This is a genomic window from Geobacillus sp. FSL K6-0789, from assembly GCF_038593135.1.
Lineage (GTDB): Bacteria > Bacillota > Bacilli > Bacillales > Anoxybacillaceae > Geobacillus > Geobacillus stearothermophilus.
Genome location: NZ_CP151966.1, coordinates 2,337,673 through 2,361,979, shown reverse-complemented (window position 1 = coordinate 2,361,979; position 24,307 = coordinate 2,337,673). Strand labels below are relative to the sequence as shown.

Sequence of the window (24,307 nt, the reverse complement as noted above, 5' to 3'; positions counted from 1 at the left end):
GCTGTCCTTCACATGGGAAGGGGACATTATGGTAAAATAACAAACAAGAAAACGTTATAGGCGATGGAGTTCGCCATAACCGCCGGCTTCCGGCTGATGACTCCTGCTACAAATGAAAAGCGGCAGGAGTCTGTTTATTTTACGAAGGAGGGATGGTTATTGGTCTATCTCGCCGTCGGCGCAGCCGGCATGATCGGCGCGCTTGTCCGCTATGTCGTTGGTCTTGTCGTGCCCGCTGCCTGGTTGGGAGGGGTTCCGCTCGGAACGCTTTTGGTGAACTGGACCGGCTCGTTTTTGCTCAGCTGGCTTACGGTGGTGTTCACCCGCCGCCCGTCTTGGCCGCCGTGGCTGAAAACAGCGGCGACGACCGGGTTCATCGGCTCGTATACGACGTTTTCGACGCTCAGCGTCGAATGTGTGGAATGGATGGAACAAGGGCGCTTTGGCATGGCGGCCGTGTATATCGCCGCCAGCCTGTTCGGCGGCCTAGCCGCCGCATGGGCGGGATATGTTGCCGCCCATCCAAAGCGAAAGGAGGAAATAGCATGATGACCGCACCGCTATTGGTGATGATGGGGGGTTTTTTTGGCGCCATCTGCCGTTATGCCGTCAGCCGCTGGGCGGCTCGGCGTTCACCGCGTTTTCCCATAGGGACGCTCATTGTCAACTTGCTTGGGTCCTTTTTGCTTGGCTGGCTCGCCGGAAGCGGCGCCGCCGATGCGACGAAGCTACTTGTCGGCACCGGCTTCATGGGCGCGTTCACGACGTTTTCGACGTTGAAATGGGAAAGTGTGCAAATGATGCAGCAGCGCCAATGGGCGAAGGTGGTCGTTTATTTGGCGGCTACGTATTCGTGTGGCGTGTGGCTGGCGTGGCTTGGCTATCGCGTGGGGCGGTGATGAGCGGCAATGAAAAACGGGCTTGATTTCTGAACGGGAGGGAGAAAAGAGATTGCGATTTGTTGAGCCAGGGGAGGAGACTAGAATGGCGAGGGCAAGAGTGGAAGAGAGATTCAAGACATTGCGATACTTTAGCGATGGCTACTATAACCAATCGATCGATGATGAGTTTGATGGTCGGATTCGCGATTTTCGCGATTATGAACCGAAATGTTTGGTCAACGCATTGCGGAGAGAGTTGGTTGATTTGCGAACAGTCGTCGCCCAAGCCGACAAGGAAACCTTTAACTTCCCTCGGAAAGAAGTCTCCTACTTCTAAACGTGAAGGTGCGCCAGCACCAGTGAAAGTGGGAGATGAATTTCGGTTGGCGTTAGCCAACGAATAGGATAGAATATGGCTAGAACGGACACCTTCGGAACGAAGGGAAGCGTAAAGGGTTCTTGTGTGTGGCTTACCGTTCAGCGAACACACACAAGTCGCTTGAAGCCCCCACCTCTAAGCGAAGCGTAGGTGGTGGGTAGTTCACAAGAAAATCCGTATTCGACATCGGCGCTCAGCCGTGTGGATGACATTCACACCGCCGCTGAGCGGGCGGTGAAAGGGACGAAGTGGGAAGACGCGACGATCGCTGTCGGCGGCGTCACCAGCACGTACGCCGATTTGCAGGCGATCTCAAACGCCGACTATAAACGGACGGCCGTGCTGATGTTGATCGGCATCGCCATCGTGCTCGCAGCGCTCCTTCGTTCGCTTATCATGCCGCTCTATTTGATCTTGTCGCTCGTCCTGACGTATTACACATCGATGGCCGTCACCGAACTCATTTTCGTCAACGGCCTCGGCTATGCCGGCTTGAACTGGGCGGTGTCGTTCTTCGCCTTTGTGTTGCTGTTGGCGCTTGGCATCGACTACAGCATCTTCCTCATGGATCGGTTCAACGAATACCGCGGCTGGCCGGTGAAGGAAGCGATGCTGTCGGCGATGGGCCATATGGGGCCGGTCATCATCTCGGCCGCCGTGATTTTAGGCGGAACGTTCACCGCGATGTATCCGTCCGGTGTCTTGTCGCTCTTGCAAATCGCGACGATTGTGCTGACAGGGCTTCTCCTTTACGCCCTCGTCGTTCTGCCGCTGTTTGTGCCGGTCATGGTCCGCACGTTCGGCCGCGCGAACTGGTGGCCGTTTCGGCAACCAGTGAGCGAAGTGGATGGTCTGGAACAACAAAAAATCAGTTAGGAAGGCGAGTCAACGCCGCTCCCCGCATGCTGGGGGCGGCGTTCTTTTTCAGGAGAGCTGGCACGATGCCGCCTCTCCTCATCAACGAAATATAGGTGCTCGTTGCTTGATCGTCCGCCAGCGATTCATTCCTTTTCCATTTCACAAAGCATATTTTTTCCTCTTTTGCCCAACATAAAGTATGATGAGTAGTAGAGAACATTCCAAAACCTAAAGGAGGGCTGCCGCATGACGAAACGAGTGCTCATGGTGGTGACGAACCATACGACGATCACCGACGACCATAAAACCGGGCTTTGGCTTGAGGAGTTTGCCGTACCGTATTTGGTATTTAAAGAAAAAGGGTATGACGTGAAAGTGGCGAGCATTCAAGGCGGCGAGGTGCCGCTTGACCCGCGCAGCATCAATGAAAAAGACCCGTCTTGGGCGGAGGCGGAAGCAGTGCTGAAGAACACAACACGTTTAAGCAAGGATGATGCACACGGGTTTGACGCCATTTTCCTTCCCGGTGGACACGGGACGATGTTCGATTTTCCCGACAATGAAACGCTGCAATACGTCTTGCAGCAGTTTGCCGAAGACGGGCGCATCATCGCCGCTGTCTGCCACGGTCCGTCAGGGCTGGTGAACGCCACATACAAAGACGGCACGCCGATTGTGAAAGGAAAAACGGTCACGTCATTTACGGATGAAGAAGAGCGTGAAGTCGGGCTTGATGTGCATATGCCGTTTTTGCTCGAGTCGACGCTGCGCCTGCGCGGTGCAAATTTCGTCCACGGCGAGAAATGGACCGATTTCTCGGTGCGCGACGGTAACTTGATCACCGGGCAAAATCCGCAATCAAGCCGAAGCACGGCGGAAAAAGTCGTCGCCGCGCTGGAAGAGCGGGCGTGAGCGATAAAGGCTGAATGTGCGGCAAAGGGGTGTCCCAAGAGAACGGGGCACCCTTTCTTCATGACGGGATGCAGGGACACACATATTACCCGTGGTGCTAGATAAACTCAAACAAACATCATTGTTCATCAATCCCACTCCTTCACTACCGGCGCTTGGCGATGGCAAGCGCCTTTTTCGTATTGGCGAAATGAAGCTTGGCGCACGCCGCGAGCGCTTCTTCCCCCCGCGCGCGGATGATCCGGGCGGCGGCTTCGTCAACGATGGCGCCGGCACCTTTTGGAAGCAGGAGGCCGACGGCGCGGGATAATTGCTCCATCTCCTCTAAAAACACATAGCGGGCGATGATCGAGGCGGCGGCGACTGATACGTGGACACTTTCCGCCTTGGGAAGGCAGTGCACCCGCTCGCGGATAATGCGATCTTCATCGGAAAGGTAACGGAAATACGAATCCCGTTTTAAAAATTCGTCGATGATGATTGCTTCTGGTTCGGCGGGCGCGATGGCGTCAACGAGTTTCACGAGCGTCCGGTTGTGAAGCAGCGCCTTCATTTTCGTCTGCGGCATGCCGCTTCGCTGCCAGCGGTTGTATTGGGGGTTATCCAGCACGGTGACCGCATGCGGCACGGTTTCCATGATGGCTGGTGCGATCCGTTTGATCGCTTCATCGTTCAATTGTTTCGAATCTTTCACGCCAAGCGCCGCGATTTTGGCGATATGCGGCCGATCCACGTAGGCGGCGGCGACGACGATCGGGCCGAAATAATCGCCGGTGCCGACTTCATCGGAACCGATGGCGGAAAGAGACCCGAGTTGATGAGCTGCCAAAGCGGACGGCTGGTGGTCAGCTGTTTCGTTTGAGGCGCTCGCCCCTGATATCCATTTCGCTGCTTCTTGCTCCGCCGCTTTCCCTTGAAACAGTACTTTGCCTGAGCGGTAGGCGGTGATCACGACATCCGGGCGTTTGACGGCAAACAACGCTCCAGCCGGAAGCCGGTCGGACAAGGCGCCTTCATAGTGGGCGCGCAAGGCGTCAAGCAGCTGTTGGTCGGCTTGAATCACATAGTTTGACAACGTTCGATCGCTCCTTTAATCTTCTCTATCGTTGCTGTGTGTCGCTTCTTTCCATTATACCAGCGTTCATGATATGATAAACAGTAGGATTTGGCGAAATGGGGGAGAAAGCTTGACAGAACAGCCAAAAACGCGAGTGAGCGTCCGCATCTATGGACAAGACTACACGATCGTCGGCGCGGAAAGCCCGGCCCACATCCGGCTCGTGGCGGCGTTCGTTGATGATAAAATGCATGAATTCAGCGAGAAAAATCCGCTCCTTGATGTGCCGAAGCTGGCCGTGTTGACAGCCGTCAACATCGCCAGTGAGTATCTCAAACTGAAAGAACAATATCAACGGCTGGCGGAACAGCTGAAACAGGAAAAGGACGGGAAACAGGATGATTGATGTCGTGCTGCTGTTTGTCCTGTTGATGGGGGCGATGATCGGGCTGAAGCGCGGCTTTATCCTTCAATTCATTCATATGGCCGGGTTTCTCATCGCCTTTTTCGTCGCCTATCGCTATTATGAACGGTTTGTGCCGACATTGCGCCTTTGGATTCCGTATCCGACGTTCGGAGATCCGGAGACGATGAAGCTGCTGTTTCAGAGCACGCATTTGGACGATGCCTATTATCGGGCGATTTCCTTTGCGCTTTTGTTTTTTGCTGTGAAAATCGTCCTGCAAATCATCGGCTCGATGCTTGATTTCGTCGCCCAGTTGCCGCTCTTGCGAAGCGTCAACCGTCTGGCGGGGGCGGCGCTCGGGTTTGCGGAAGTGTATTTGCTCGTCTTTTTGCTGTTGTATATCGGGGCGCTCGTGCCGATTGACAGCGTGCAGGAGCAGCTGCAGCGTTCGCTTATGGCGACCGTGATTGTGAAACATACGCCGGTGTTGTCGGAGATGCTTGGCAACTGGTGGATTCATGGCCGCGTCTGACCGGGCGTGGCCGCGGTTTTGCGGGAAAGGGAGGAAATGGGGATGAGCGTCCATAAAAAAGAAGTCATCCGCCTGCTTGAAACGATCGCACTGTATATGGAGATCAAAGGAGAAAATCCATTTAAGGTCAACGCCTTCCGCAAAGCGGCGAACGCCTTGGAAACGGATGAGCGGAGCCTCGCGGAAATCGGCGACTTCACCGCCATTCCCGGCATCGGCAAAAGCACGGCGGCGATCATCACCGAGTTTGTCGAAACCGGTTCATCATCGGTGCTCGAGGAATTAAAGCGCGATATTCCGGAAACGCTTCTTTCCTTGCTTAAGATCCCGGGGCTTGGCGGCAAAAAAATCGCCAAGCTGCATCAAGAGCTCGGTATTGTCGATATGGATGGATTGAAAGAAGCGTGTCTGGTGGGAAAAGTGCGGGAGCTTCCTGGTTTTGGCGCGAAAACGGAGGAAAAGTTGTTGGCGGCGATTGAGGAGGCGGGCAAACGCCCTGAGCGGCTGCCGCTCGCTCGGGTGCTCGCCGCCGCGGCGGATGTGGAACGCCAGCTTGCTTGTCTTGATGGCGTGATCCGCTTCTCGCGGGCCGGCAGTTTGCGTCGCGTAAACGAAACGGTGAAAGATTTGGATTATGTCATCGCCACCGACCGTCCGGCTGCGGTGCGCGACGGGCTTCTTCGTTTTGAGCGTGTCCGCGAGGTCATCGCTGCTGGGGAAACGAAAGTGTCGCTTCTGCTTCGCTATGACGACGATGTGGCCGTCGACTTCCGGCTGGTTAGCGGGGCGCAGTTTGCGACCGCGCTCCATCATTTCACCGGATCGAAGGAGCATAACGTGCGCATGCGCCAGCTCGCCAAAGAGCGCGGGGAGAAAATCAGCGAATACGGCGTGGAAGACGAAGCGACTGGCAAGGTGAAAACGTTCCCGGATGAAGCGGCGTTTTACGCCCATTTCGGGCTGCCGCACATTCCCCCGGAGCTGCGTGAAGACGGCACGGAAATCGAGCGCTATTCGGATCGATATCCGCTTGTCCGCCTTGAAGACATTCAAGGCGATTTGCATATGCATTCGGCATGGAGCGACGGGGCGTGTTCGCTTGAGGAGCTCGTTGAGGCGTGCCGCCGCCGCGGCTATCGGTATATGGCCATCACCGACCATTCGCAATTTTTGAAAGTCGCCAACGGTTTGACGCCGGATCGATTGCGGCGCCAGCGCGAGGAAATCGAACGGCTGAACGCGCGCTATTCGGATTTTACCATCCTCGCCGGCATTGAGATGGATATTTTGCCGGACGGGACGCTCGATTACGATGATGACGTGCTCAAGGAGCTGGATTTTGTCATCGCCGCCATTCACTCTGCGTTCAAACAGCCGCGCGAGGCGATCATGAAGCGGCTCGAGGCGGCGTTTCGCAATCCGTACGTCGATGTCATCGCCCATCCGACCGGAAGGCTCATCGGCCAGCGCGGCGGTTATGACGTCGATCTCGATCGGCTCATGAAACTCGCGGCCGAGACGAACACGGTGCTTGAGTTAAACGCCAACCCGAGCCGTCTCGATTTGTCGGCAGCTTACGTGAAAAAAGCCGAGGAAGCGGGGGCGTATATTGCCATTAACACGGACGCCCACCATTTGGACATGCTTGATGATATGGCTATTGGCGTGGCGACGGCAAGGAAAGGCTGGATCAAGAACGAAACGGTCATCAACACATGGCCGCTTGACAAGCTGCGGCAGTTTTTGCGCGACAAACGAACGAAATGAATGAGCTGGGGGTCAGATACGTGCAACGAAAAGTGCTTCACATCTTGGAGTTCGATAAAGTGAAAGAGCAGTTGGCTGAGCATGCGTCCTCGCCGCTCGGTTTGGAAAAAATCGAGGCGCTCATGCCGTCATCCGATTTGGAGGAGGTGGCCGCTTGGCTTGAGGAAACGGATGAAGCGGCCGCTGTTTTGCGACTTGCTGGCTATGCGCCGCTTGACGGAGTTGTCAACATTCGCCCTCATTTGAAACGGGCGTCGATCGGCGGCGTGCTCAGTCCGCAAGAACTCGTGGAAACGGCATCCACCTTGACCGCAAGCCGGCAGATGAAACGGCTGATTATGGATCTGCATGAAGAGCAGGGGGGATTGGATCGTCTGTCCATTTATGCCGATGAGCTCGTGGAGGTGCCGGCGCTTGAGCATGACATTCGCCGTTCGATCGACGACCATGGCGAGGTATTGGATGCCGCAAGCGACCGCCTCCGTTCGCTCCGCGGGCAAATTCGGTCAGTGGAAGCGCGCATCCGCGAGAAGCTTGAGAGCATCATTCGCTCTCCGTCGGCGCAAAAGCGGCTGTCGGACGCCATCATTACGATCCGCAACGACCGCTATGTCATTCCGGTGAAACAAGAGTATCGCAGTGCCTATGGCGGCATCGTCCACGACCAGTCGGCGTCCGGGGCGACGCTGTTTATCGAGCCGCAGGCGGTCGTCGAGTTGAACAACGCACTCCGCGAAGCGCGGGCGAAAGAAAAGCAAGAAATCGAACGCATTTTGCGCGAACTGTCGGCAAAAGTCGCTGAGCAGGCTGAACCGCTTGCGCGGGCGGTTGAGTCGCTTGCGGCGCTCGATTTTGCGTTTGCCAAGGCGAAATACGCCCGCCGGCTGCAAGCCGCGAAGCCAGCGGTCAATAACCGAGGCTATCTTCGCTTTGTGCAGGCCCGCCATCCGCTGCTTGATCAAGAAAAGGCGGTGCCGAATGACATTGAACTCGGCGGCGATTATACGACGATCGTCATAACAGGCCCAAACACCGGCGGGAAAACGGTGACGTTAAAAACGGTCGGCTTGTTGACATTAATGGCGCAAGCGGGGCTGTTTATCCCGGCGGCCGACGGATCGGAAGCGGCGGTGTTCCGCGCAGTGTACGCGGATATCGGCGACGAGCAGTCGATCGAACAAAGCTTGAGCACGTTCTCGTCCCATATGGTCAATATTGTCGACATTTTGCGCCATGTCGATGGCCAAAGCCTTGTGCTGTTTGATGAGCTCGGAGCAGGCACCGACCCGCAGGAAGGGGCGGCGCTTGCCATCGCCATCTTGGATGAAGTGCACGGGCGCGGGGCGCGGACGGTGGCGACGACGCATTATCCCGAATTGAAAGCGTACGGCTACAACCGCCCCGGGGTGGTGAACGCGAGCGTTGAATTTGACACCGAAACGCTCCGTCCGACGTATAAACTATTGATCGGCATTCCCGGCCGCAGCAACGCCTTTGACATCTCACGCCGCTTGGGGTTGGATGAGCGGATTATCGAGCGGGCGAAAGCGCAAGTGAGCGCGGAAAGCCATAACGTGGAAAACATGATCGCGTCGCTCGAACGGAGCAAAAAGCAAGCCGAGGAAGACGAAGCACGGGCGCGCGCGGCGTTGGAGGAAGCGGAGCGGCTGCGCGCCGAGTGGGAGCAAAAGCTCGAAGCGCTCGAAGAGGAAAAAGAAGAGCGGCTGGCTGAAGCGGCGAAGCAGGCAACGGACATCATCCGCGCCGCCGAGCGCGAAGCCGAGCGGGTGATCCATGAACTGCGCCGCCTGCAAAAAGAAAAGCAGGCGGAAGTGAAAGAACATGAGCTCGCCGAGGCAAAACAGCGGCTCGCCGCCGCCGTGCCGAAAGTCGAGAAACGGAAAAGAGCAAAAAAACAGGCGCCGCGCCATGTATTCCAGCCGGGTGATGAAGTGAAGGTGACGAGCCTCAACCAAAAAGGCTACTTGATCGAAAAAGTGTCGGACGATGAATGGCAAGTGCAGCTCGGCATTTTGAAAATGAAAATTCACGAGCGTGACTTAGAATACATCGGCAGCGCGCCGGTGAACGACGTGACGCCGATTGCGACCGTGAAAGGCAAGGACGCCCATGTGAGCCTTGAGCTTGATTTGCGCGGCGAACGGTACGAAGATGCGCTCCTTCGGCTTGAGAAATACTTGGATGACGCCGTGCTCGCCGGATATGCGCGCGTCTCCATCATCCACGGCAAAGGGACAGGCGCGCTCCGTCAAGGGGTGCAGCAGTTTTTAAAGCAGCACAGGGCGGTCAAAAGCTTCCGATTTGGTGAGGCGAATGAAGGCGGGACCGGGGTGACGGTCGTGGAACTGAAATGATGGGGGCGAGAATGATGGCGCCGTTTTGGGAGCACGAAATGGTGAGAACCGCTGCCAATTTCAGCGTCGCCGTGCTGTGCATCGTGGTGTTTTTGGCCGTGTTTGAACTCGTCACGAAGTATAAAAACTGGGAAGAAATTCAAAAAGGCAATATGGCAGTGGCGATGGCAACCGGCGGAAAGATTTTTGGCATTGCCAATATTTTTCGTTACGCGCTCGCCCACCATGAGTCGCTGTTGTCGATGGTCGGCTGGGGCGTGTACGGGTTTTTGCTTCTGCTCGCTGCGTATTTTATTTATGAATTTTTGACGCCGAAGTTTAACATCGATGATGAAATCGCCAACGACAACCGGGCGGTCGGCTTTATCTCGATGGTCATTTCCGTCGGTTTGTCGTTTGTCATCGGCGAAGGGATTCAGTAAAGGGGAACAACCGAATGAACGCAGTAGTCAAATGGTTGTTGATTGCGGTCGGGCTGTTTTTGATCGCCGGCATCGCGTATATGGCGGTGCGCAACCGATCGGTCGATGTGCTGGCGAAAATCTTGTTTGTCATTTGCGCGTGCTTTTTCTTCATTGGTTTGGTGTACTGGTTTTGGTGACGTCTCGCTCAGGCGAGGCGTTTTTTTGATGAAAAATTACAAAAAGTGAAATAAAATAGAAACAAGGAGGGATGCATATGGAAAAACCGTGGCTCGCTCATTATCCGCCGTCCATTCCTGCTACGCTCGACTATCCAAAGAAAACGCTTTCCGACTATTTGTGGGAGACGGCGGAACAATATGGCGACAAAGACGCCATCGATTTTTTCGGAAGGCTCTTTTCTAAAAAATTGTTGCTAATAACCTCAATAAATGTTTACCAAATTTTTTTAAAAATAATGGTATAATAAATCTGGGAGTGATGATTATGTTAAGGTTAATATCGGTAATCATAACGATACCCTTAGTAGCCATTCATTTCGCCATTCTATACTTTTGGGTTTTCGATTGGCGAAAATTGGTTACACAAGTGGGCTTAATAAGTTGGATTTTCTCAATTATATTGGGTATTTTCGTCTATTTTGCTTATCGAAAGTTCATTAAAAACCAAAAATTTACTGTTGTCAGTAGAAAAGTATTATTCAGTTCAACTTTAATGACCATCGTTTTAGGTGTTCTTACGTTAGTCATTGAAGTAATTACAAGGTCAATGCCTTAGGAGGGGATTGATTTATGCACTCCTTCTAATTGTTTCAACAGTTGTAAAATTTACTTGTTGGCAAGAGGCAAGGAACATTTCTTTCGCTTGTTCTTTTTTCGGTATCTTCTTATTCAATTCAAGAAAACGATGCCAGAATAAGTAGTTATCAAGGTATTTCGTTGCTACACCTTGAAACCTATCCATCCACTTTTTCAAACGAGTATGATACCCGTTGACGTGTTGAATATGGTAAATTCCTTTCTTTGTATAGACACCTTTGCAAACATTAATGGCTTCGTGTTGTAATTCCTTCATCGTAGCGAATTTTTTATAGTTGGTTGCTGTATCTGTGCATAGCAAAGCAGAGGTGTCAATATGTTTTCCTAACACCTCATCAATTTCCATAGCCGTAACACGACCTCTTCCTACCATTTGGGAAAGGATTTGTCCGTTTCTATCGTGTGCAACTACCACACAAATTTGTTCTTCAGAAATGCCACGTTTTTTGGCTACACCGCCACGTTTACGAGCCTTTCTGTGAGCGATGAACTTTTTGCCTTTTTCACTTTCTAAAAAGTAAGTTTCATCGCTTTCCACGATTCCCTTTAGTGTTGGATGACCAAGAGAACGAATCGCATATAGAATTTTGTGTCGCCAATAAAAGGCAGTTGAAATTTTGCGCCGCCTTGGTGTTCAAAAAAGGAGACCGGGTGGCGGTGATGCTGCCAAACTGCCCGCAGGCGGTGATCAGCTACTACGGGACGCTCCTAGCGGGCGGCATCGTCGTGCAGACGAATCCGCTTTACACCGAGTATGAGCTTGAATACCAGCTGAACGACAGCGGCGCCTCGGTGCTCGTGACGATGGATCTTTTGTATCCAAAGACGGAAAAGGTGAAAGGGAGGACGCCGGTCAAGCATTGGATTGTCACGAGAATGCAAGAGTATTTGCCCACGGTGAAGAAATGGCTGTATCCGCTTGTGCAATGGAAGCAAAACATGCCGATTGTCCGCATCGCGGAAAGCGAAACTGTTCATCTGTTCCGTACGATCATGAGCCGCAAGGAAACCGCTCCGATCGGGGTGGACATCGACCCCGTGGAAGATGTGGCGCTGCTGCAATATACAGGCGGCACGACGGGACATCCGAAAGCGGCCATGTTGACGCATCGCAACTTGATCGCCAATACGCTCATGTGCGCCCATTGGGTGTATAAATGCGAAAAAGGAAAAGAAACGGTGCTCGGTGTGCTTCCGTTTTTCCACGTGTACGGCATGACGACGGTGATGAATTTGTCCGTGATGATGGCGAGCAAAATGGTGCTGTTCCCGCGCTTTGATGTCAAGCAAACATTAAAAGCAATCGAGCGCACCCGGCCGACGATGTTCCCAGGCGCACCGACGATGTACATCGCTTTGTTGAACCATCCGGATTTGCTGAAATATGATTTATCTTCGATCAACGTCTGCATCAGCGGATCCGCTCCGCTACCGGTTGAGGTGCAGGAGCAGTTTGAACAGGTGACGGGCGGAAAATTGATTGAAGGATACGGGTTGACCGAGGCATCCCCTGTCACCCATAGCAACTTTCTTTGGGACGGGGAGCGGGTGAAAGGAAGCATCGGTGTTCCGCGGCCGGATACGGACGCGAAAATTGTTTCCTTGGAAACGGGTGAGGAAGCAAAGCCCGGCGAGCGTGGAGAACTCGTCGTGCGCGGGCCGCAAGTGATGAAAGGCTACTGGAACCAGCCGGAGGAGACTGAGCAAGTGCTGCGCGACGGATGGCTGTACACCGGCGACATTGGCTATATGGATGAGCGTGGGTATTTTTATATCGTCGACCGCAAGAAAGATGTCATTATCGCCGGCGGTTACAACATTTACCCGCGCGAAGTCGAAGAAGCGCTGTATGAGCACCCGAAAGTGCAGGAAGCGGCCGTGATCGGCGTTCCGGATCCGTACCGCGGCGAGACGGTGAAAGCGTTCGTCGTGTTAAAGCCGGGGGAGATGTGCAGCGAACAGGAGCTTGACGTGTTTATGCGCCAGCGCCTGGCTGCTTACAAAGTGCCTCGCCTGTACGAGTTCCGCAGCGAATTGCCGAAGACGGCGGTCGGCAAAATTTTGCGCCGTGTTCTCGCAGAGCAAGAAAAAAATAAGGCTTGACAAATCGTCGGAACAATTCGTAAAATGGGAATATGAATGATGATTCATTCACTTGAAGATGGGGATCGGAAGCAAAGGAGAATGACGATTGCGCAGAGAAAAGCCGAAGTTCAAGCAAATTATTGACGCGGCCGTCGTCGTCATCGCCGAGCACGGCTACCATCAAGCACAGGTGTCGAAAATCGCCAAGCAGGCCGGTGTCGCCGACGGCACGATCTACCTTTATTTTAAAAACAAAGAGGATATTTTAATTTCGCTTTTTCAGGAAAAGATGGGGGCGTTCATCGAGAAAATTGAACAAGAGACAGAAGGAATTTCAAGCCCCCTAGAGAAATTGTATGTGTTGGTGAAAACTCATTTTTCCGCCCTCGCTGCTGATCCGCATATGGCGGTCGTGACGCAGCTTGAGTTGCGTCAGTCGAACAAAGAGCTGCGCCATCGCATTAATGACGTGCTGAAAGGATATTTGCGGCTCATCGACCGCATCATCATGGAGGGGATGGAAAAAGGGGAATTTCGCCAAGATTTAGACGTCCGGCTCACCCGGCAAATGATCTTTGGCACCCTTGATGAAACGGTGACGACGTGGGTGATGAACGAGCAAAAGTACGACCTAGCCGCGCTCGCCGATCCGGTGTACGAACTGCTCATCAAAGGGTGCGCCGCCGGGCGTTAGGAAAGGCAGAAAGGGGAGAGGCTTCATGAATTTTTTTCGCGTAGCGAAAGAGGAGTTCGTCGCCGTCGTGACGTTTTCGCGGTCGCCGGCGAACGCTCTTGTATCCACTGTTTTGAAAGGGCTTTCAAACTTGTTGGACGAGCTTGAGACCGACCCGGACGTGCGCGTCGTGTTGCTTCATGGCGAGGGGCGGTTTTTCTCAGCCGGCGCCGATATTAAAGAATTCACGTCCATCGCTTCCGTCGAGGAGGCATCCGGCTTGTCGCGCAACGGCCAACTCGTGATGGAGCGGATCGAACGCTTTTCCAAACCAGTCATTGCGGCGATTCACGGCGCCGCATTAGGCGGTGGGTTGGAGCTGGCTATGAGCTGCCACATTCGTGTGGTGGCGGAAAACGCCAAACTCAGCCTTCCGGAGCTGCAGCTTGGCCTCATCCCTGGATTTGCTGGAACGCATCGGCTTGTGCGCTACGTCGGCTTTGGCAAAGCGCCGGAAATGATGTGGACGAGCGAGCCGATCACCGGACTCGAAGCGGTTGAATGGGGGCTTGCCAACAAGGCGGTGCCGGAAGAGCGGCTTCTTGATGAAGCCAAAGCGTTGGCGAAAAAGATTGCCGCCAAAAGTCCGCTTTCCGTTCGGGCGGTTATTGAGTTGCTTAACGCCGCCAAGGAAAAAACGTTCGTTGAGGCCGTGCGCGAGGAAGCGGAATGGTTTGGCCGCGTGTTTGGATCCGAGGATGCAAAAGAAGGCGTGCAGGCGTTTTTGGAAAAACGGCCGCCCGTCTTTAAAGGGAAATAATCTTTGTCAATATCTGAATGTTGGAACGTGAAACAATGTTCAATCAAACCGAGGAGGGAACGACATGAACATTTTTGTGTTGATGAAACGCACGTTTGACACGGAATAAAAAATCTCCATCGTCAACGGCAAGATTAACGAGGAAGTGGCAGAATTCAATCCGTACGACGAATACGCTATTGAAGAAGCGATTCAAGTGCGCGACAAACACGGCGGCGAAGTGACGGTCGTCACCGTCGGCAGCGAAGAGGCGGAAAAAGAACTCCGCACAGCGCTCGCCATGGGGTGCGACAAAGCGGTGCTCATCAACATTGACGATGATGTCGAAGAACAAGACCAATATACGACGGCGAAAGTGCTCGCTGAATACTTAAAAGACAAAAACCCGGACTTGATTTTAGCCGGCAACGTCGCCATTGACGGCGGCTCCGGCCAAGTCGGCCCGCGTGTGGCGGAATTGCTCGGCATTCCATATGTAACGACGATCACAAAGCTCGACATTGCCGACGGCGGCAACGTGACGGTCGTGCGCGATGTCGAAGGGGATGAGGAAATCATCGAAACGTCGCTGCCGCTCCTTGTCACCGCTCAACAAGGCTTGAACGAACCGCGCTATCCGTCGCTGCCGGGGATCATGAAAGCGAAAAAGAAACCGCTTGAAGAGCTAGAGCTTGACGATTTGGACCTCGACGAAGACGATGTTGAAGCGAAGACGAAAACGATTGAAGTGTTCTTGCGCCGAAGCGGGCGACGTCATCGCCGTCGAAGAGGCGGGCGGCAACATCGTCTTTACCCGTCCGATCTACTCCGGCAAAGCGTTTGAAAAGAAAAACTGAAAGTGCATTCGTAATGAACAACACGGGCGGCTGCAGCCGTCCGTTTTTTTGACGGATAAATTCCGCGGCAAAAGCGAATAGTAGAAACGAAGCAAAACATTCGCGCCGACATGCATTCCATGGTATACTTTGCTTGCAGCATTCAAGAAGATGGGAGGGAATCCATATGGCGATTGTCAACGCCACTGACCAAACGTTCGCCGCAGAAACGAAAGACGGCCTCACGCTCGTTGACTTTTGGGCGCCATGGTGCGGACCGTGCCGCATGATCGCTCCGGTGCTGGAAGAGCTTGACCGTGAAATGGGCGACAAAGTGAAAATCGTCAAAGTGAATGTCGATGAAAACCAAGAAACAGCGTCGAAGTTCGGCGTCATGAGCATCCCGACGCTGCTTCTGTTCAAAGATGGCCAACTTGTCGACAAAGCGATCGGCTACCAGCCGAAAGAGGCGCTTGTGCAGCTGGTTGGCAAACATGTGTCATAACGGAGAAAGAAGGAAATCCAGAGGGGAAGAAGCCTCTGGATTTCTTTATTTAAGGTGTGATCAGCTAGGAAAAGAGGATTTTCAGCAAGAAGGGAGTCCTCTCTTTTTCATCATGTGTTGACATTGAAATTCATTTTCTCTTATAATCTTATTGTATTGATATTGATTATCATTTTTTGGATGTGTGAACGGGGGATACATAATGTCATTAAAATGGAAGTGGCTGGCCTTGTTGGCCGCCGCGGCGTTGGCGCTTGGCGCGTGCGGCCAGAGCAAACAGACGGCGGGAACAGAAAAAGAAAGCAGCAACCAAACGGCTGTGGAAAAACAAGAAAAGCCGAAAGAGGAAGAGAAGACGGAGAACGAGAAGGAAGAAGCGGAAGTCGATTATGCGGGAGCGTTCAGCGAAGCGCTCGCGGAGCTTGAGAAGGCGAAGCAAGGCGGGGCGGTCGACTTCGGCAAAGTGGAGAGCATCTACAAAGAAAAGCTGCAGCCGCTTGTACAAAAACGTGACGCGGAATTTGAAGATACGCTTGACCAACATATTACCAACGCACTGGCCGCCGGCAAAGACGGGTCGCTTGAGCCGTTGGTTGTCAAGCAAATTTTTGACAAGCTGATGCAAAAAGTGTTTTACACGACGATCAAGCATGAGTTTACCGAAGCAGAAGAACATTGGGCCAATAAGGAAGAAGTAAAGGAAGAGCTTGAGGAAGCCAAAACCTTTTACGCGATTTTGCAGTCGACCGTGGAAAAGCGCGATGCGGCTTACGGAACGAAGTTGGTTAACGCGATCAACGGGGCGTTTGCCCAAATGGAGCAATCGGTCCAAAACGATGATGCGCTCTCATTTGCCCTCGGTAAGCAAGTCGTGGACAAAACATTGATGAAAACATTCTATTTAGCGAGCGGAGCGCTGCCGCACGGCTATGCGGCGAAGGCGGCGGCTGCGGCCAAGGAAAACGCCGAAGAAGCCAAAGTGGAGCAGGCGGAAGGCTGGGCGTTTTATCAGTCCGTCTATCCGTATATGAAACGGCATGCCGCGGAGGAGGCGGACTACATTTTGAAACAGTTTGACCTGCAAACCGATGTCAAAATGCTCGATCCGAAAGCGGTGAACCATGCGTTCGTGCGCGGATGGGCGAAAGTGGCGCTTCATGAATATGAAGAAAGCAAAGAAAATTGGGGGCAAGACAAGTCGGTGATCACCGCCTTAGAAGGCGCGCTCTTTATTAACATGATCGAACAGGATATCAAAACGCTGCTTGGCGACAAAGCATACACCGACTTGAACGAACAGGCGACACGCTACCTAGAGGCGGCAAAGGCAAAAAACAAAGCTGAGGGTGACAAATGGCTGCCGCAAATCGAGGCTGCGCTTCAGCAAGTGATCCAGAAAGCGAACTAAATGATCAGCAAGGGTGTCCGGCGCGGCGCCCTTTTTTGCAGGCGTCCATCCGGAGCGAAGGCAGCGATGGCTGGGCTGACGCTTGCCTCACCGAGCCAAGGCGGGAAATGAAAACATTTGGTTTTTGCCGATTGGCCACGACGTTCCCCGACGGTTTATGGTAAGATGCTAATGGACAATGGAATTCGATGATGAGGTGAAGGCGATGAAAGTGGTGGTGACCGGGGGAGCCGGATTTATTGGCAGCCATCTAGCCGCCCGGTTAAGCGGACTCGGATATGACGTGGCTGCAGTGGATTGTTTTCATCCATATTATTCTGCTGAACGGAAAGAGCGGCAGTTTCAGACGCTCACCGGCGGCCGGGTGCCGCTTGTCCGCTTGGATTTGCTTGATGGGGAGCGAACGAAAAGGTGGCTGGTCGAGTTTCGCCCCGATGTCGTCTACCATTTGGCGGCGCTGCCGGGCGTGCCGTATTCCCTCGAGGAGCCGCTCGCGTATATCGATTATGACATCAAAGCGACGGTCAATGTGTTGGCGGCGGCGGGGGAAGCGGGTGCGGCGCACGTGCTGTTTGCCTCATCGTCATCGGTGTACGGCGACCGAGGCAATGTGCCGCTCCGGGAAGAGATGGCTGACGGCCGCGTCGTGTCGCCGTATGCGGCGGCGAAATACGGAGCGGAATCGTTTTGTCATGCCTATGCCCATTTGTATAGCTACCAAATGACGATTTTCCGCTATTTCACCGTTTACGGGCCGTGGGGTCGTCCGGATATGGCGATCGGCACGTTTTTGCGCCGATTGCTGGCGGGCGAGGAGATTGTCGTGTATGGCAAGGGGACGGCGCGCGATTATACGTACATCGATGATATTGTGGAGGGCATGATCGCAGCACTTCACCGCAGCGGCGGGCGAAGCGAAGTGTTCAACTTGGGCGCCGGGGCGCCCGTCACCATGGAGCAGCTGCTCGCTGAGTTGCGGAAGCACTTTCCCGATCTGAAAATCGTGCACGCGCCGGAGCGGAAAGGCGATGTGAAAGCGACATGGGCGGACATCACGAAGGCGGAGCGGGCGTTTGGTTACAAGCCGAAGGTGGCGTTTGCCGAAGGGCTCGCCCGCACGGTGGCGTGGGCGCGCGAATATGAGCGGTAAACCGGCGGCTAAAGCGGCGTTGCAAGCAGCTGGGCTCGCGCTTCTTTTCTTTTCCGCTTGGTTGACATACCGCTGCTTTGACGGCCGGCAGATGCTCCATCATCTATCCAGGATAGTCAGCCGCCCGATCGAGATGGCTGCCGCTGCTTTCGTATATGGCTTGTCGTTTTGGCTGCGGGCGTGGGCGTGGAAGCGATATGTCGGAAAGCCAATCGCCTTCTCTGTTTATTGGCGTGCCGTGCTGCTTAGTTTGTTTGTTAACCATCTAGCCCCAGTGAAAATCGGTGATGCTGTGCGTATGGCTTTGCTTGCCCGCCAGCCCGGTGTTTCAGCCAGCGAGGCCATTGAATCGGTGGCGGTGATGCGGCTCCTTGATATGGCGGTGCTTGGTGGATTGACTGTCATTGGGATGTATGCGTATATGCATTACATTCCCCGCATTTCTCTCTTGGCAGCGGCCGTTGCGGCCGGGTTCGTGCTGACCGTGATCGTGTTTCGCCGTCCGCTCCGCCTCGATCGGTTATGGCGGCGATGGCGGAGCGTATTTCACGGCTGGAGCGGCGCGGCGATGGTCGGGGCGGTGGCGGCGAGCTGGCTGTGTGAGGCGGCCGTCATTGGCGTGATCGCGAAAGCAGTCGGCATCCCGCTTTCCTTTGGACAGGCGGTGTGGGCAAACAGCGCGACCGTTTCCGGCCAGATCGCCCAAGTCGCCCCCGGCGGGATCGGAACATACGAGGCGGTGATGGCGTTTGCGTTGACCCGGCTCGGCGCACCGTGGGAGAAAGCATATGCGGCGGCAGTGTTGACCCATGCGTTTAAGTTTTTGTTTTCTTACGCCGCTGGTGCCGCGGTATTGTGGTTTTGGCGGTCCGACTGGCAGATGGTGCGGGGTGTATGGAAAAAGGAAAGGGAGAAGCGATGAAACAAGCATCACGATTCGAAAAAATCGCGGCGCGCTGCTGGAATTTGCTGAATGAAGGAAAGCCGTTTACGCCGATTTTTGTCGCGGGAACGATGACGATCTACCATGCCGCTGATTGGATGGGCGGCTCATGGGGATGGATGCTTGGTCTGGCGGCGGCGCTGCCGCTGTTTGTCATCTACTATGTCTATGATTATCCGCTGTTTTTGCGCAATTATTTATGGATCCCTTATGTCGTGTTTCTCATCGTTTGGTCGTTCGCTGATGCGTCGTTGTTGTTGTTGGCGTCGGGGCTTTACTTTTTCTTTACCGTCTTTTTTTGGGGGACGCTGTATTACCATTTGCGCATCGGCACGTCGTGGTGGAATTTCACCCGCTTTTGGAAGCTGGTGTTGAAAAACAGCGATTCGACGAGCGGCAACGCCCAAGAGCAGCTGCCAAAATGTTTTCTTCTTTTGTCTGTATGGGAATACGCTTCGCAGCAGATCGATCAAGGAGCGGCTTTGGCGCCGCTGTGCGGGGCGCTTTGGCTGTTTGCCGCTGGGGTGTGGCTGTTTTCATGGATTTTGCATCGGAATTTGTTCGACTGGCAGCCGGAGATCATTCCGACTTATACGAACAATGTGCCGAGTCCAACCGTGCCGATCAGTGACAAAGTGTATGTCATCGTGATTGATGGCATGCGCAAAGACCGGTTTGAAGCGGCCAACGCCCCGTTTTTGAAACGGTTGCGCGCTCAAGGGACGGAATTTGCGCAAATGGAAACCGTCTATCCGGTGCGCACGGTCGTTTGCTTCACCTCGATGCTGACGGGGACGTATCCGTTTGAGCACGGCATCCGGTCCAATATGGTATGGAAGCTTGGGGCAAAAGTGGAGACGATTTTCGATTCGCTCCGGAAAATCGGAAAAACCGGCCGCTTGCTTGGCATCGCTCATTTGGTCGATTCGTTCGGCGACGATGTCGAAACGGTGACGGCCGTCATGCCGAACGACCTCGCCGACCGTTATATCATCGAGCGGGCGAAACGCATCGTCGAGGAACAAAACCCGGATTTGCTTGTCGTACAGTTGATCGCCACCGATCAGACCGGCCATAGCCGCGGTGTGCTGTATGACGAGTATATCGAAAAAATTGAAGAAGCCGACGCGTTGATCGCGGAGTTTGTCGGCTGGCTTGAGGAACGGGGCGAGCTCGAGCGCGCGACATTGATTGTCTGCGCCGACCATGGCCAAGCGGATGGCATCGGCGGCCACGGCCACCTCGATGAAGGGGAGCGGTATGTGCCGTTTTTTTTATACGGCCCGGCGATTGAAGCAGGAAAACGAGTCGATGAGAAAAAAAGCCTCGTTTCGCTGGCGCCGACGATCGCCTATTTGCTTGGCGCTCCGTATCCGAGCCATAGCCGCGGTCCGGTTTTGATCGAAGCGATGCGAAAGAAAGGAGGAGAGCGATGAAGAAGCAGCGCGTCATCGTCTTTTTGCCGGCGCACAATGAAGAAGAAGCGATTGGGGAAGTGATTCGCCGCATTCCGCGTCATTTCCATCCCGATGTAGAGGTCAGCGTCTTGGTCATTGATGACGGGTCAACCGACCGGACTGCTGAAGCGGCGCAAGAAGCGGGAGCGGACTACATTTGCCGCTGGCCGGAAAACTGCGGCCTCGGTGCGGCGGTGCGGCGAGGGCTTGAAGAGTGTGTCCGTCTTGGCGCGGATATCGGCGTGATGATCGATGCCGATAACGAATATCCGCCGGAACAAATTCCTGACCTTTTGGCGCCGATTTTCGCCGGTGAGGCCGACTATACGATCGGCTCGCGCTTTCTTGGCACGATTCGCGGCATGAAATGGCACCGCCGCCTCGGCAACTATGCCTTTACGTGGCTGCAGTCGCTCCTGCTCGGCCAGCGGTTGTATGACGGGCAGTCGGGGATGCGTGCGTTTTCCCGCCAAGCGATGGAAGAGGCGGAAATCATCCACGATTACAATTACGCCCAAGTGTTGACGCTCAACTTAGTGCGCAAAGGGTTTCGACTAAAGGAAGTGCCGATCCGCTACCAAGTGCGGACGACCGGCCGTTCGTTCATCAAGTTCACCGCCTATATGACCGCGGTCATCCCGGCCATCTGGAAGGAAATGCGCCGCCCGGTAACAAAAGCGGTCATTGACCGAAAAGCGCATCTGCTTTCTTTGGAGCGGGAGCGCCATTGTTCGTGAGGCGGCCGCCTTGGGCCGCCGGCCATTTTTCCCAATATTGACAATGATGGTGATAATGATTATCATTGATCTTGATGGAGGGGGATCAGAAACGTGAAAACATCCCGTTTCTTTTTTTACATAGCAGTGATCATTATTCTCAATCTCATTCCGCTGAAAGCGTTCGCCTATTCGTATGGAGATCCGAACAAAGAAGCGGTTGCTGAGGCGTATAAAGAGATGAAAGAAAAGTTGAACGAGCAGCCGCCGAACTTTGCCGCAGCGAAGGAAATTTTCGGAACCATAAAAGAAGAAATCGACATGCATATGGGACCTGAGCCGTCCAAGGCCGTGCTTGCAGCCATCGAAGCGAAGGACCGCCAGGCGGTGATCAAAGATATGGAAAAAATTTTAGTGCTCAATATCGCCCGACGTTTGGACAATATTGAGGCGAACTTTGATCAGTACGACACGAGCAAGCGGCTGTTGGCGAAGGCGTTTGCGACGTATGAGGCGCTGTCGCCAATCATCCAAGGGAAAGACCCTGCGCTTGACAAACAGCTGCGCACCGAGTTTGACAAGGCTCTGCAGTCGCTTGGCAACCCGGGGTTATTTGGCGTCGGCGAGAAAAAATCGGACATCAATGCGTTTAAAAAAAGCAAAGAGACTATTTTAACCGTGCTGCAACAACAATTCGGTTTGAAAAGCTTAGAAGTTGGCCATTTTTCGGACAGTGCTACAGAAAAACCGGATGAAGTGAAAAAAAAGGAATGGACGGATTTGTCGAAATCAAAAAACTGGATTCCTCTCATTATCATCGTTGCGATCATCATTGGCACTGCCTTGATTTATGTGCGACGTCGGAAACGGGCTTAGTTTACATGTGAAGGGGAGGCGGGGGCATGGAAGTTCAAGCGCTGCTCATTACGTTTCGCGAAGCACTGGAAGCGCTGCTGATCGTTGGCATCATCACCTCGTATTTGAAACGGGTCGGTCACCGCGAATACACGAAATACGTATGGCTTGGCGCCGCTCTCGCTGTGGCGGCGAGCGTCGGTGTCGCCATGTTGTTTCAGCTTGTCTTTACCGGTTTTGCGGCAATGGGAAGCGAGATATATTTAAAGATCGGCATCATGGTCGTTTCCACGCTGCTGTTGACGCAAATGGTGTTCTGGATGGCCGAACACAGCCGGGACATGAAAAAAAGCTTGGAAGGGAAAATGGATCAGTTTGTCACCGCCGGCAATGTCGTCGGCATGGTCATTCACTCGTTTTTGGTCGTGTTGCGTGAAGGGGTGGAAACGGTCTTCTTCTTCGCTGCGATTACGCACGGCAACATCGGAGCGGCGATGCAAGGATGGGGAGCGGCAACTGGGGTTGCCATTGCTGCTTTCGTCAGCTACTTCTTCTTTAAAGGGACGATGCGCATTCCGTTGAAGACGTTTTTTAAAGTCACCGGCGCGTTTATCGTCCTAATTGCCGCTGGACTGCTCGTGCAAGCCATTTCGATGATGCAAGATATCGGCCTCATCGGCAGCGTCATGCCGCATGTATACGATTTGACGTGGCTGCTTCCGGAACATCCGATCGATTACGAACATTACGTGCGCGACCATGGCGTCGCCCCTGTCTTTTCCGGCGAAGTCGGCGTCTTTTTAAAAGCGTTGTTTGGCTATTCATCAATGCCGTCGCTTGAAGAAGTGTTGGCCTATATCGGCTACTTCGTCGTCGTGTATTTGTTGGTGGCGAGCCGCCGCGGTCAAAAGAAGGCCGTGGTTGAGAAGCCGGCGGTTGCCTCGTTGGAGGAACAAGCCAAAAACGTCATGTAACGTACAAGGACGCTGCGCCTTGTACGTTTTCTTTGGAGGGAAACACGGTGGACAAACGGTTGGGCGATGATCGCTTTTGGATGAGCTTTGGTGTCGGAATGGCTGCTTTGTTGGCCGGCGCCGGTTTGTATGGGGCGAACCCGTATGCGGCCTCGTGGGACGAAGTTGACTTTGCGCGGGCGCTGGAACGCTATGATTTATTGGCCATGCAGCCGCATTTCCCGGGCTATCCGTATTTGATTCTTGGCGGCATGGCAGTGCACGCTCTGGTCGCCAATCCGGCCAAAGCGCTTTCGATCTTGAATGTGCTCGTGTTGTTTTCCGCCGCCTTTTCCATCGTTTGGCTGCTCGCTCGCCATATGCCGCGTTCAGCGGCGCTATGGGCGGCGCTTTCGGTGCTTTCTTCAAGCTACGTGCTCCTTGCCGCCGCCAGACCGATGTCGGACGGCGCGGCGCTTGGCGTGCTTTGGTGGTACATATGGGCGGTGGAATGGGCGCGGCGGCGAACAACATGGATGGCGCAGCTTTGGCCGGCCGCGTTGTTCAGCATCCTCATGGGCATCCGTTTGTCTTATGCCCCGTTTGCCGCTGCGTTGTTGATCCTTTGGCATGAAGACTGGAAAACGCACCGCCGCCTCGGCCGCGTGGCGGCATCGCTGTTGGCGGCGGCCGCCTTTCAATTTGTTTGGGTGGCGGCGGTCGCGGCGACGGAAGGCGGCCTTTGGCCGTTTTTCAAGCTTGGCTGGGCGTTTGTCGTCGGTCATTTCAGCGACTGGGGGGGAACGGCGGCGGCGAGCCCGCTTCCATTTTGGGAGCGGGTGCGCCGCTTTGTCCTTGACAACTTTCTTTGGACCGGCATGGCCAGCCGAAATGCTTGGCTGCTGGCTACCTATGCAGTGGTCGGCGCCATCGCCTGGCGCACGGGGCGGTTTCAGCTGCCGCGTGCGCTTGTCGTTTCCGCGTTGCTGTATGCTGTCTGGGCGCTGTTTGGACAAAATATTGACAAGCCGCGCCACCTTCTTCCGTTGGTTCATTTTGCGCTGTTTTATGTGTGGGGCCGCTTTTTGGCTGCGCCGAAGGCATGGAGATTAGCGCTGGCAGCGGCGGTTGTGCTGCTGCAGTCTGCAATCGGCATCGGGCTGCTGCACGAGCAGGCAAAGACGCCCCCGGCAGTGTATCAGCTTGCCGACGATTTGCGTGACAAGCCGCAGCCGTTTGTGGTATATACGTGGGAAGAGACGCGCGTCCTAGACTATTTGAACGTGCCCTTTCCACATAAAGACGTGCTCCATTTTTCCTTCTTTTTGCAAGACAAAGAAAACTACCGCCATGCTATGATATATATGACCAATCACGTTGTCCAAGGGTTCGAGGCTCAAGGGATCGATATTTCCCGCCATGTGCGCAAAGTGAAAACGTATCGTTCCAGTCCGCTTGCCGACCCGGTGTATGGAACGATTACACTGTATGAATGGGTGGACGGAGAGTGAGGGGATGGC

At 54.1% G+C, this 24,307-nt stretch carries 22 protein-coding genes, 5 pseudogenes and 1 riboswitch; of the genes and pseudogenes, 25 read left to right on the top strand and 2 right to left on the bottom strand.

Features of this window, described 5'->3' with window-relative positions; genetic code table 11:
- The first annotated feature begins 50 nt into the window (after positions 1–50).
- Positions 51–113: riboswitch (Fluoride riboswitch) on the top strand.
- A gap of 46 nt (positions 114–159) precedes the next feature.
- From NSQ51_RS12480 to NSQ51_RS12460, 5 genes and pseudogenes are all read left to right on the top strand, one after another.
- A complete protein-coding gene (locus tag NSQ51_RS12480; RefSeq protein ID WP_033006426.1) occupies positions 160–549 on the top strand; it encodes a CrcB family protein in 390 nt (129 codons plus the stop codon).
- Positions 549–899, top strand: coding sequence for a fluoride efflux transporter CrcB (crcB, locus tag NSQ51_RS12475; RefSeq protein WP_033006429.1), 351 nt, complete (start codon positions 549–551; stop codon positions 897–899). The genes NSQ51_RS12480 and crcB overlap by 1 nt, the downstream gene beginning before the upstream one ends.
- Positions 900–984: 85 nt before the next feature.
- Positions 985–1,218, top strand: a complete 234-nt coding sequence (locus NSQ51_RS12470) for a contact-dependent growth inhibition system immunity protein (protein WP_233434055.1) — start codon at positions 985–987, stop codon at positions 1,216–1,218.
- Between the two features lie 207 nt (positions 1,219–1,425).
- Positions 1,426–2,136 (top strand): annotated as a pseudogene (locus tag NSQ51_RS12465) (MMPL family transporter); the annotation flags it as partial.
- 228 nt (positions 2,137–2,364) lie between these two features.
- Positions 2,365–3,030 carry a type 1 glutamine amidotransferase domain-containing protein gene (locus NSQ51_RS12460; protein WP_015375566.1) on the top strand — a complete coding sequence of 222 codons (666 nt, stop codon included), beginning with the start codon at positions 2,365–2,367 and terminating at the stop codon, positions 3,028–3,030.
- Between the two features lie 145 nt (positions 3,031–3,175).
- Here NSQ51_RS12460 and rnhC read toward each other — a convergent pair whose 3' ends face one another.
- Complete coding sequence (rnhC, locus tag NSQ51_RS12455) at positions 3,176–4,105, bottom strand: ribonuclease HIII (protein WP_121649959.1); 930 nt, start codon at positions 4,103–4,105, stop codon at positions 3,176–3,178.
- Positions 4,106–4,217: 112 nt separating this feature from the next.
- Between rnhC and zapA the strand changes: the two genes are divergently transcribed.
- The 7 genes from zapA (at position 4,218) to NSQ51_RS12420 (ending at position 10,055) form a co-directional block, all read left to right on the top strand.
- A complete protein-coding gene (zapA, locus tag NSQ51_RS12450; RefSeq protein ID WP_014196491.1) occupies positions 4,218–4,493 on the top strand; it encodes a cell division protein ZapA in 276 nt (91 codons plus the stop codon).
- A complete protein-coding gene (locus NSQ51_RS12445) occupies positions 4,486–5,025 on the top strand; it encodes a CvpA family protein (RefSeq protein WP_044742486.1) in 540 nt (179 codons plus the stop codon). The genes zapA and NSQ51_RS12445 overlap by 8 nt, the downstream gene beginning before the upstream one ends.
- Positions 5,026–5,067: 42 nt before the next feature.
- Positions 5,068–6,792 carry a DNA polymerase/3'-5' exonuclease PolX gene (gene polX, locus NSQ51_RS12440; RefSeq protein ID WP_049625691.1) on the top strand — a complete coding sequence of 575 codons (1,725 nt, stop codon included), beginning with the start codon at positions 5,068–5,070 and terminating at the stop codon, positions 6,790–6,792.
- Between the two features lie 20 nt (positions 6,793–6,812).
- Positions 6,813–9,167: an endonuclease MutS2 gene (locus tag NSQ51_RS12435; protein WP_310794009.1), complete on the top strand. Its 2,355-nt coding sequence runs from the start codon at positions 6,813–6,815 to the stop codon at positions 9,165–9,167.
- Between the two features lie 14 nt (positions 9,168–9,181).
- Entirely contained in the window at positions 9,182–9,589 is a 408-nt protein-coding gene (locus NSQ51_RS12430) for a DUF350 domain-containing protein (RefSeq protein WP_033010786.1), read from the top strand.
- Positions 9,590–9,603: 14 nt separating this feature from the next.
- Positions 9,604–9,768, top strand: coding sequence for a hypothetical protein (locus NSQ51_RS12425; protein WP_162839634.1), 165 nt, complete (start codon positions 9,604–9,606; stop codon positions 9,766–9,768).
- 77 nt (positions 9,769–9,845) lie between these two features.
- Positions 9,846–10,055 (top strand): hypothetical protein, encoded by a 210-nt coding sequence (locus tag NSQ51_RS12420; protein ID WP_049626569.1) that lies wholly within the window; start codon positions 9,846–9,848, stop codon positions 10,053–10,055.
- Between the two features lie 323 nt (positions 10,056–10,378).
- Here the strand turns inward: NSQ51_RS12420 and NSQ51_RS12415 are convergent.
- A pseudogene (locus tag NSQ51_RS12415) lies at positions 10,379–11,023 on the bottom strand (IS1595-like element ISBsm2 family transposase); the annotation flags it as partial.
- Between the two features lie 20 nt (positions 11,024–11,043).
- Here NSQ51_RS12415 and NSQ51_RS12410 point away from each other — a divergent pair.
- The 13 genes and pseudogenes from NSQ51_RS12410 to NSQ51_RS12350 form a co-directional block, all read left to right on the top strand.
- A pseudogene (locus NSQ51_RS12410) lies at positions 11,044–12,550 on the top strand (AMP-binding protein); the annotation flags it as partial.
- 48 nt (positions 12,551–12,598) lie between these two features.
- Complete coding sequence (locus NSQ51_RS12405; protein WP_033010670.1) at positions 12,599–13,186, top strand: TetR/AcrR family transcriptional regulator; 588 nt, start codon at positions 12,599–12,601, stop codon at positions 13,184–13,186.
- Positions 13,187–13,211: 25 nt separating this feature from the next.
- Complete coding sequence (locus tag NSQ51_RS12400) at positions 13,212–13,985, top strand: enoyl-CoA hydratase (RefSeq protein WP_049626566.1); 774 nt, start codon at positions 13,212–13,214, stop codon at positions 13,983–13,985.
- A gap of 112 nt (positions 13,986–14,097) precedes the next feature.
- A pseudogene (locus NSQ51_RS12395) lies at positions 14,098–14,721 on the top strand (electron transfer flavoprotein subunit beta/FixA family protein); the annotation flags it as partial.
- 266 nt (positions 14,722–14,987) lie between these two features.
- On the top strand, positions 14,988–15,305 hold the full coding sequence (gene trxA, locus NSQ51_RS12390; protein ID WP_033014362.1) for a thioredoxin: 318 nt from the start codon (positions 14,988–14,990) through the stop codon (positions 15,303–15,305).
- Between the two features lie 202 nt (positions 15,306–15,507).
- Positions 15,508–16,713, top strand: coding sequence for a hypothetical protein (locus NSQ51_RS12385; RefSeq protein ID WP_049626565.1), 1,206 nt, complete (start codon positions 15,508–15,510; stop codon positions 16,711–16,713).
- Positions 16,714–16,918: 205 nt separating this feature from the next.
- Complete coding sequence (locus NSQ51_RS12380) at positions 16,919–17,863, top strand: NAD-dependent epimerase/dehydratase family protein (protein WP_033014381.1); 945 nt, start codon at positions 16,919–16,921, stop codon at positions 17,861–17,863.
- Positions 17,853–18,785, top strand: a complete 933-nt coding sequence (locus tag NSQ51_RS12375) for a lysylphosphatidylglycerol synthase transmembrane domain-containing protein (protein ID WP_033014359.1) — start codon at positions 17,853–17,855, stop codon at positions 18,783–18,785. Before NSQ51_RS12380 ends, NSQ51_RS12375 begins: the two co-directional genes overlap by 11 nt.
- Positions 18,782–20,282, top strand: a pseudogene (locus NSQ51_RS12370) (ectonucleotide pyrophosphatase/phosphodiesterase). Before NSQ51_RS12375 ends, NSQ51_RS12370 begins: the two are co-directional and overlap by 4 nt.
- Entirely contained in the window at positions 20,239–21,000 is a 762-nt protein-coding gene (locus NSQ51_RS12365) for a glycosyltransferase family 2 protein (protein WP_049626564.1), read from the top strand. The pseudogene NSQ51_RS12370 and the gene NSQ51_RS12365 overlap by 44 nt, the downstream one beginning before the upstream one ends.
- Positions 21,001–21,093: 93 nt before the next feature.
- Positions 21,094–21,855, top strand: coding sequence for a hypothetical protein (locus NSQ51_RS12360; protein ID WP_049624958.1), 762 nt, complete (start codon positions 21,094–21,096; stop codon positions 21,853–21,855).
- Between the two features lie 26 nt (positions 21,856–21,881).
- Positions 21,882–22,808 (top strand): FTR1 family protein, encoded by a 927-nt coding sequence (locus tag NSQ51_RS12355; RefSeq protein ID WP_049626563.1) that lies wholly within the window; start codon positions 21,882–21,884, stop codon positions 22,806–22,808.
- Between the two features lie 47 nt (positions 22,809–22,855).
- Complete coding sequence (locus NSQ51_RS12350) at positions 22,856–24,298, top strand: hypothetical protein (RefSeq protein WP_049626562.1); 1,443 nt, start codon at positions 22,856–22,858, stop codon at positions 24,296–24,298.
- Positions 24,299–24,307: the final 9 nt, after the last annotated feature.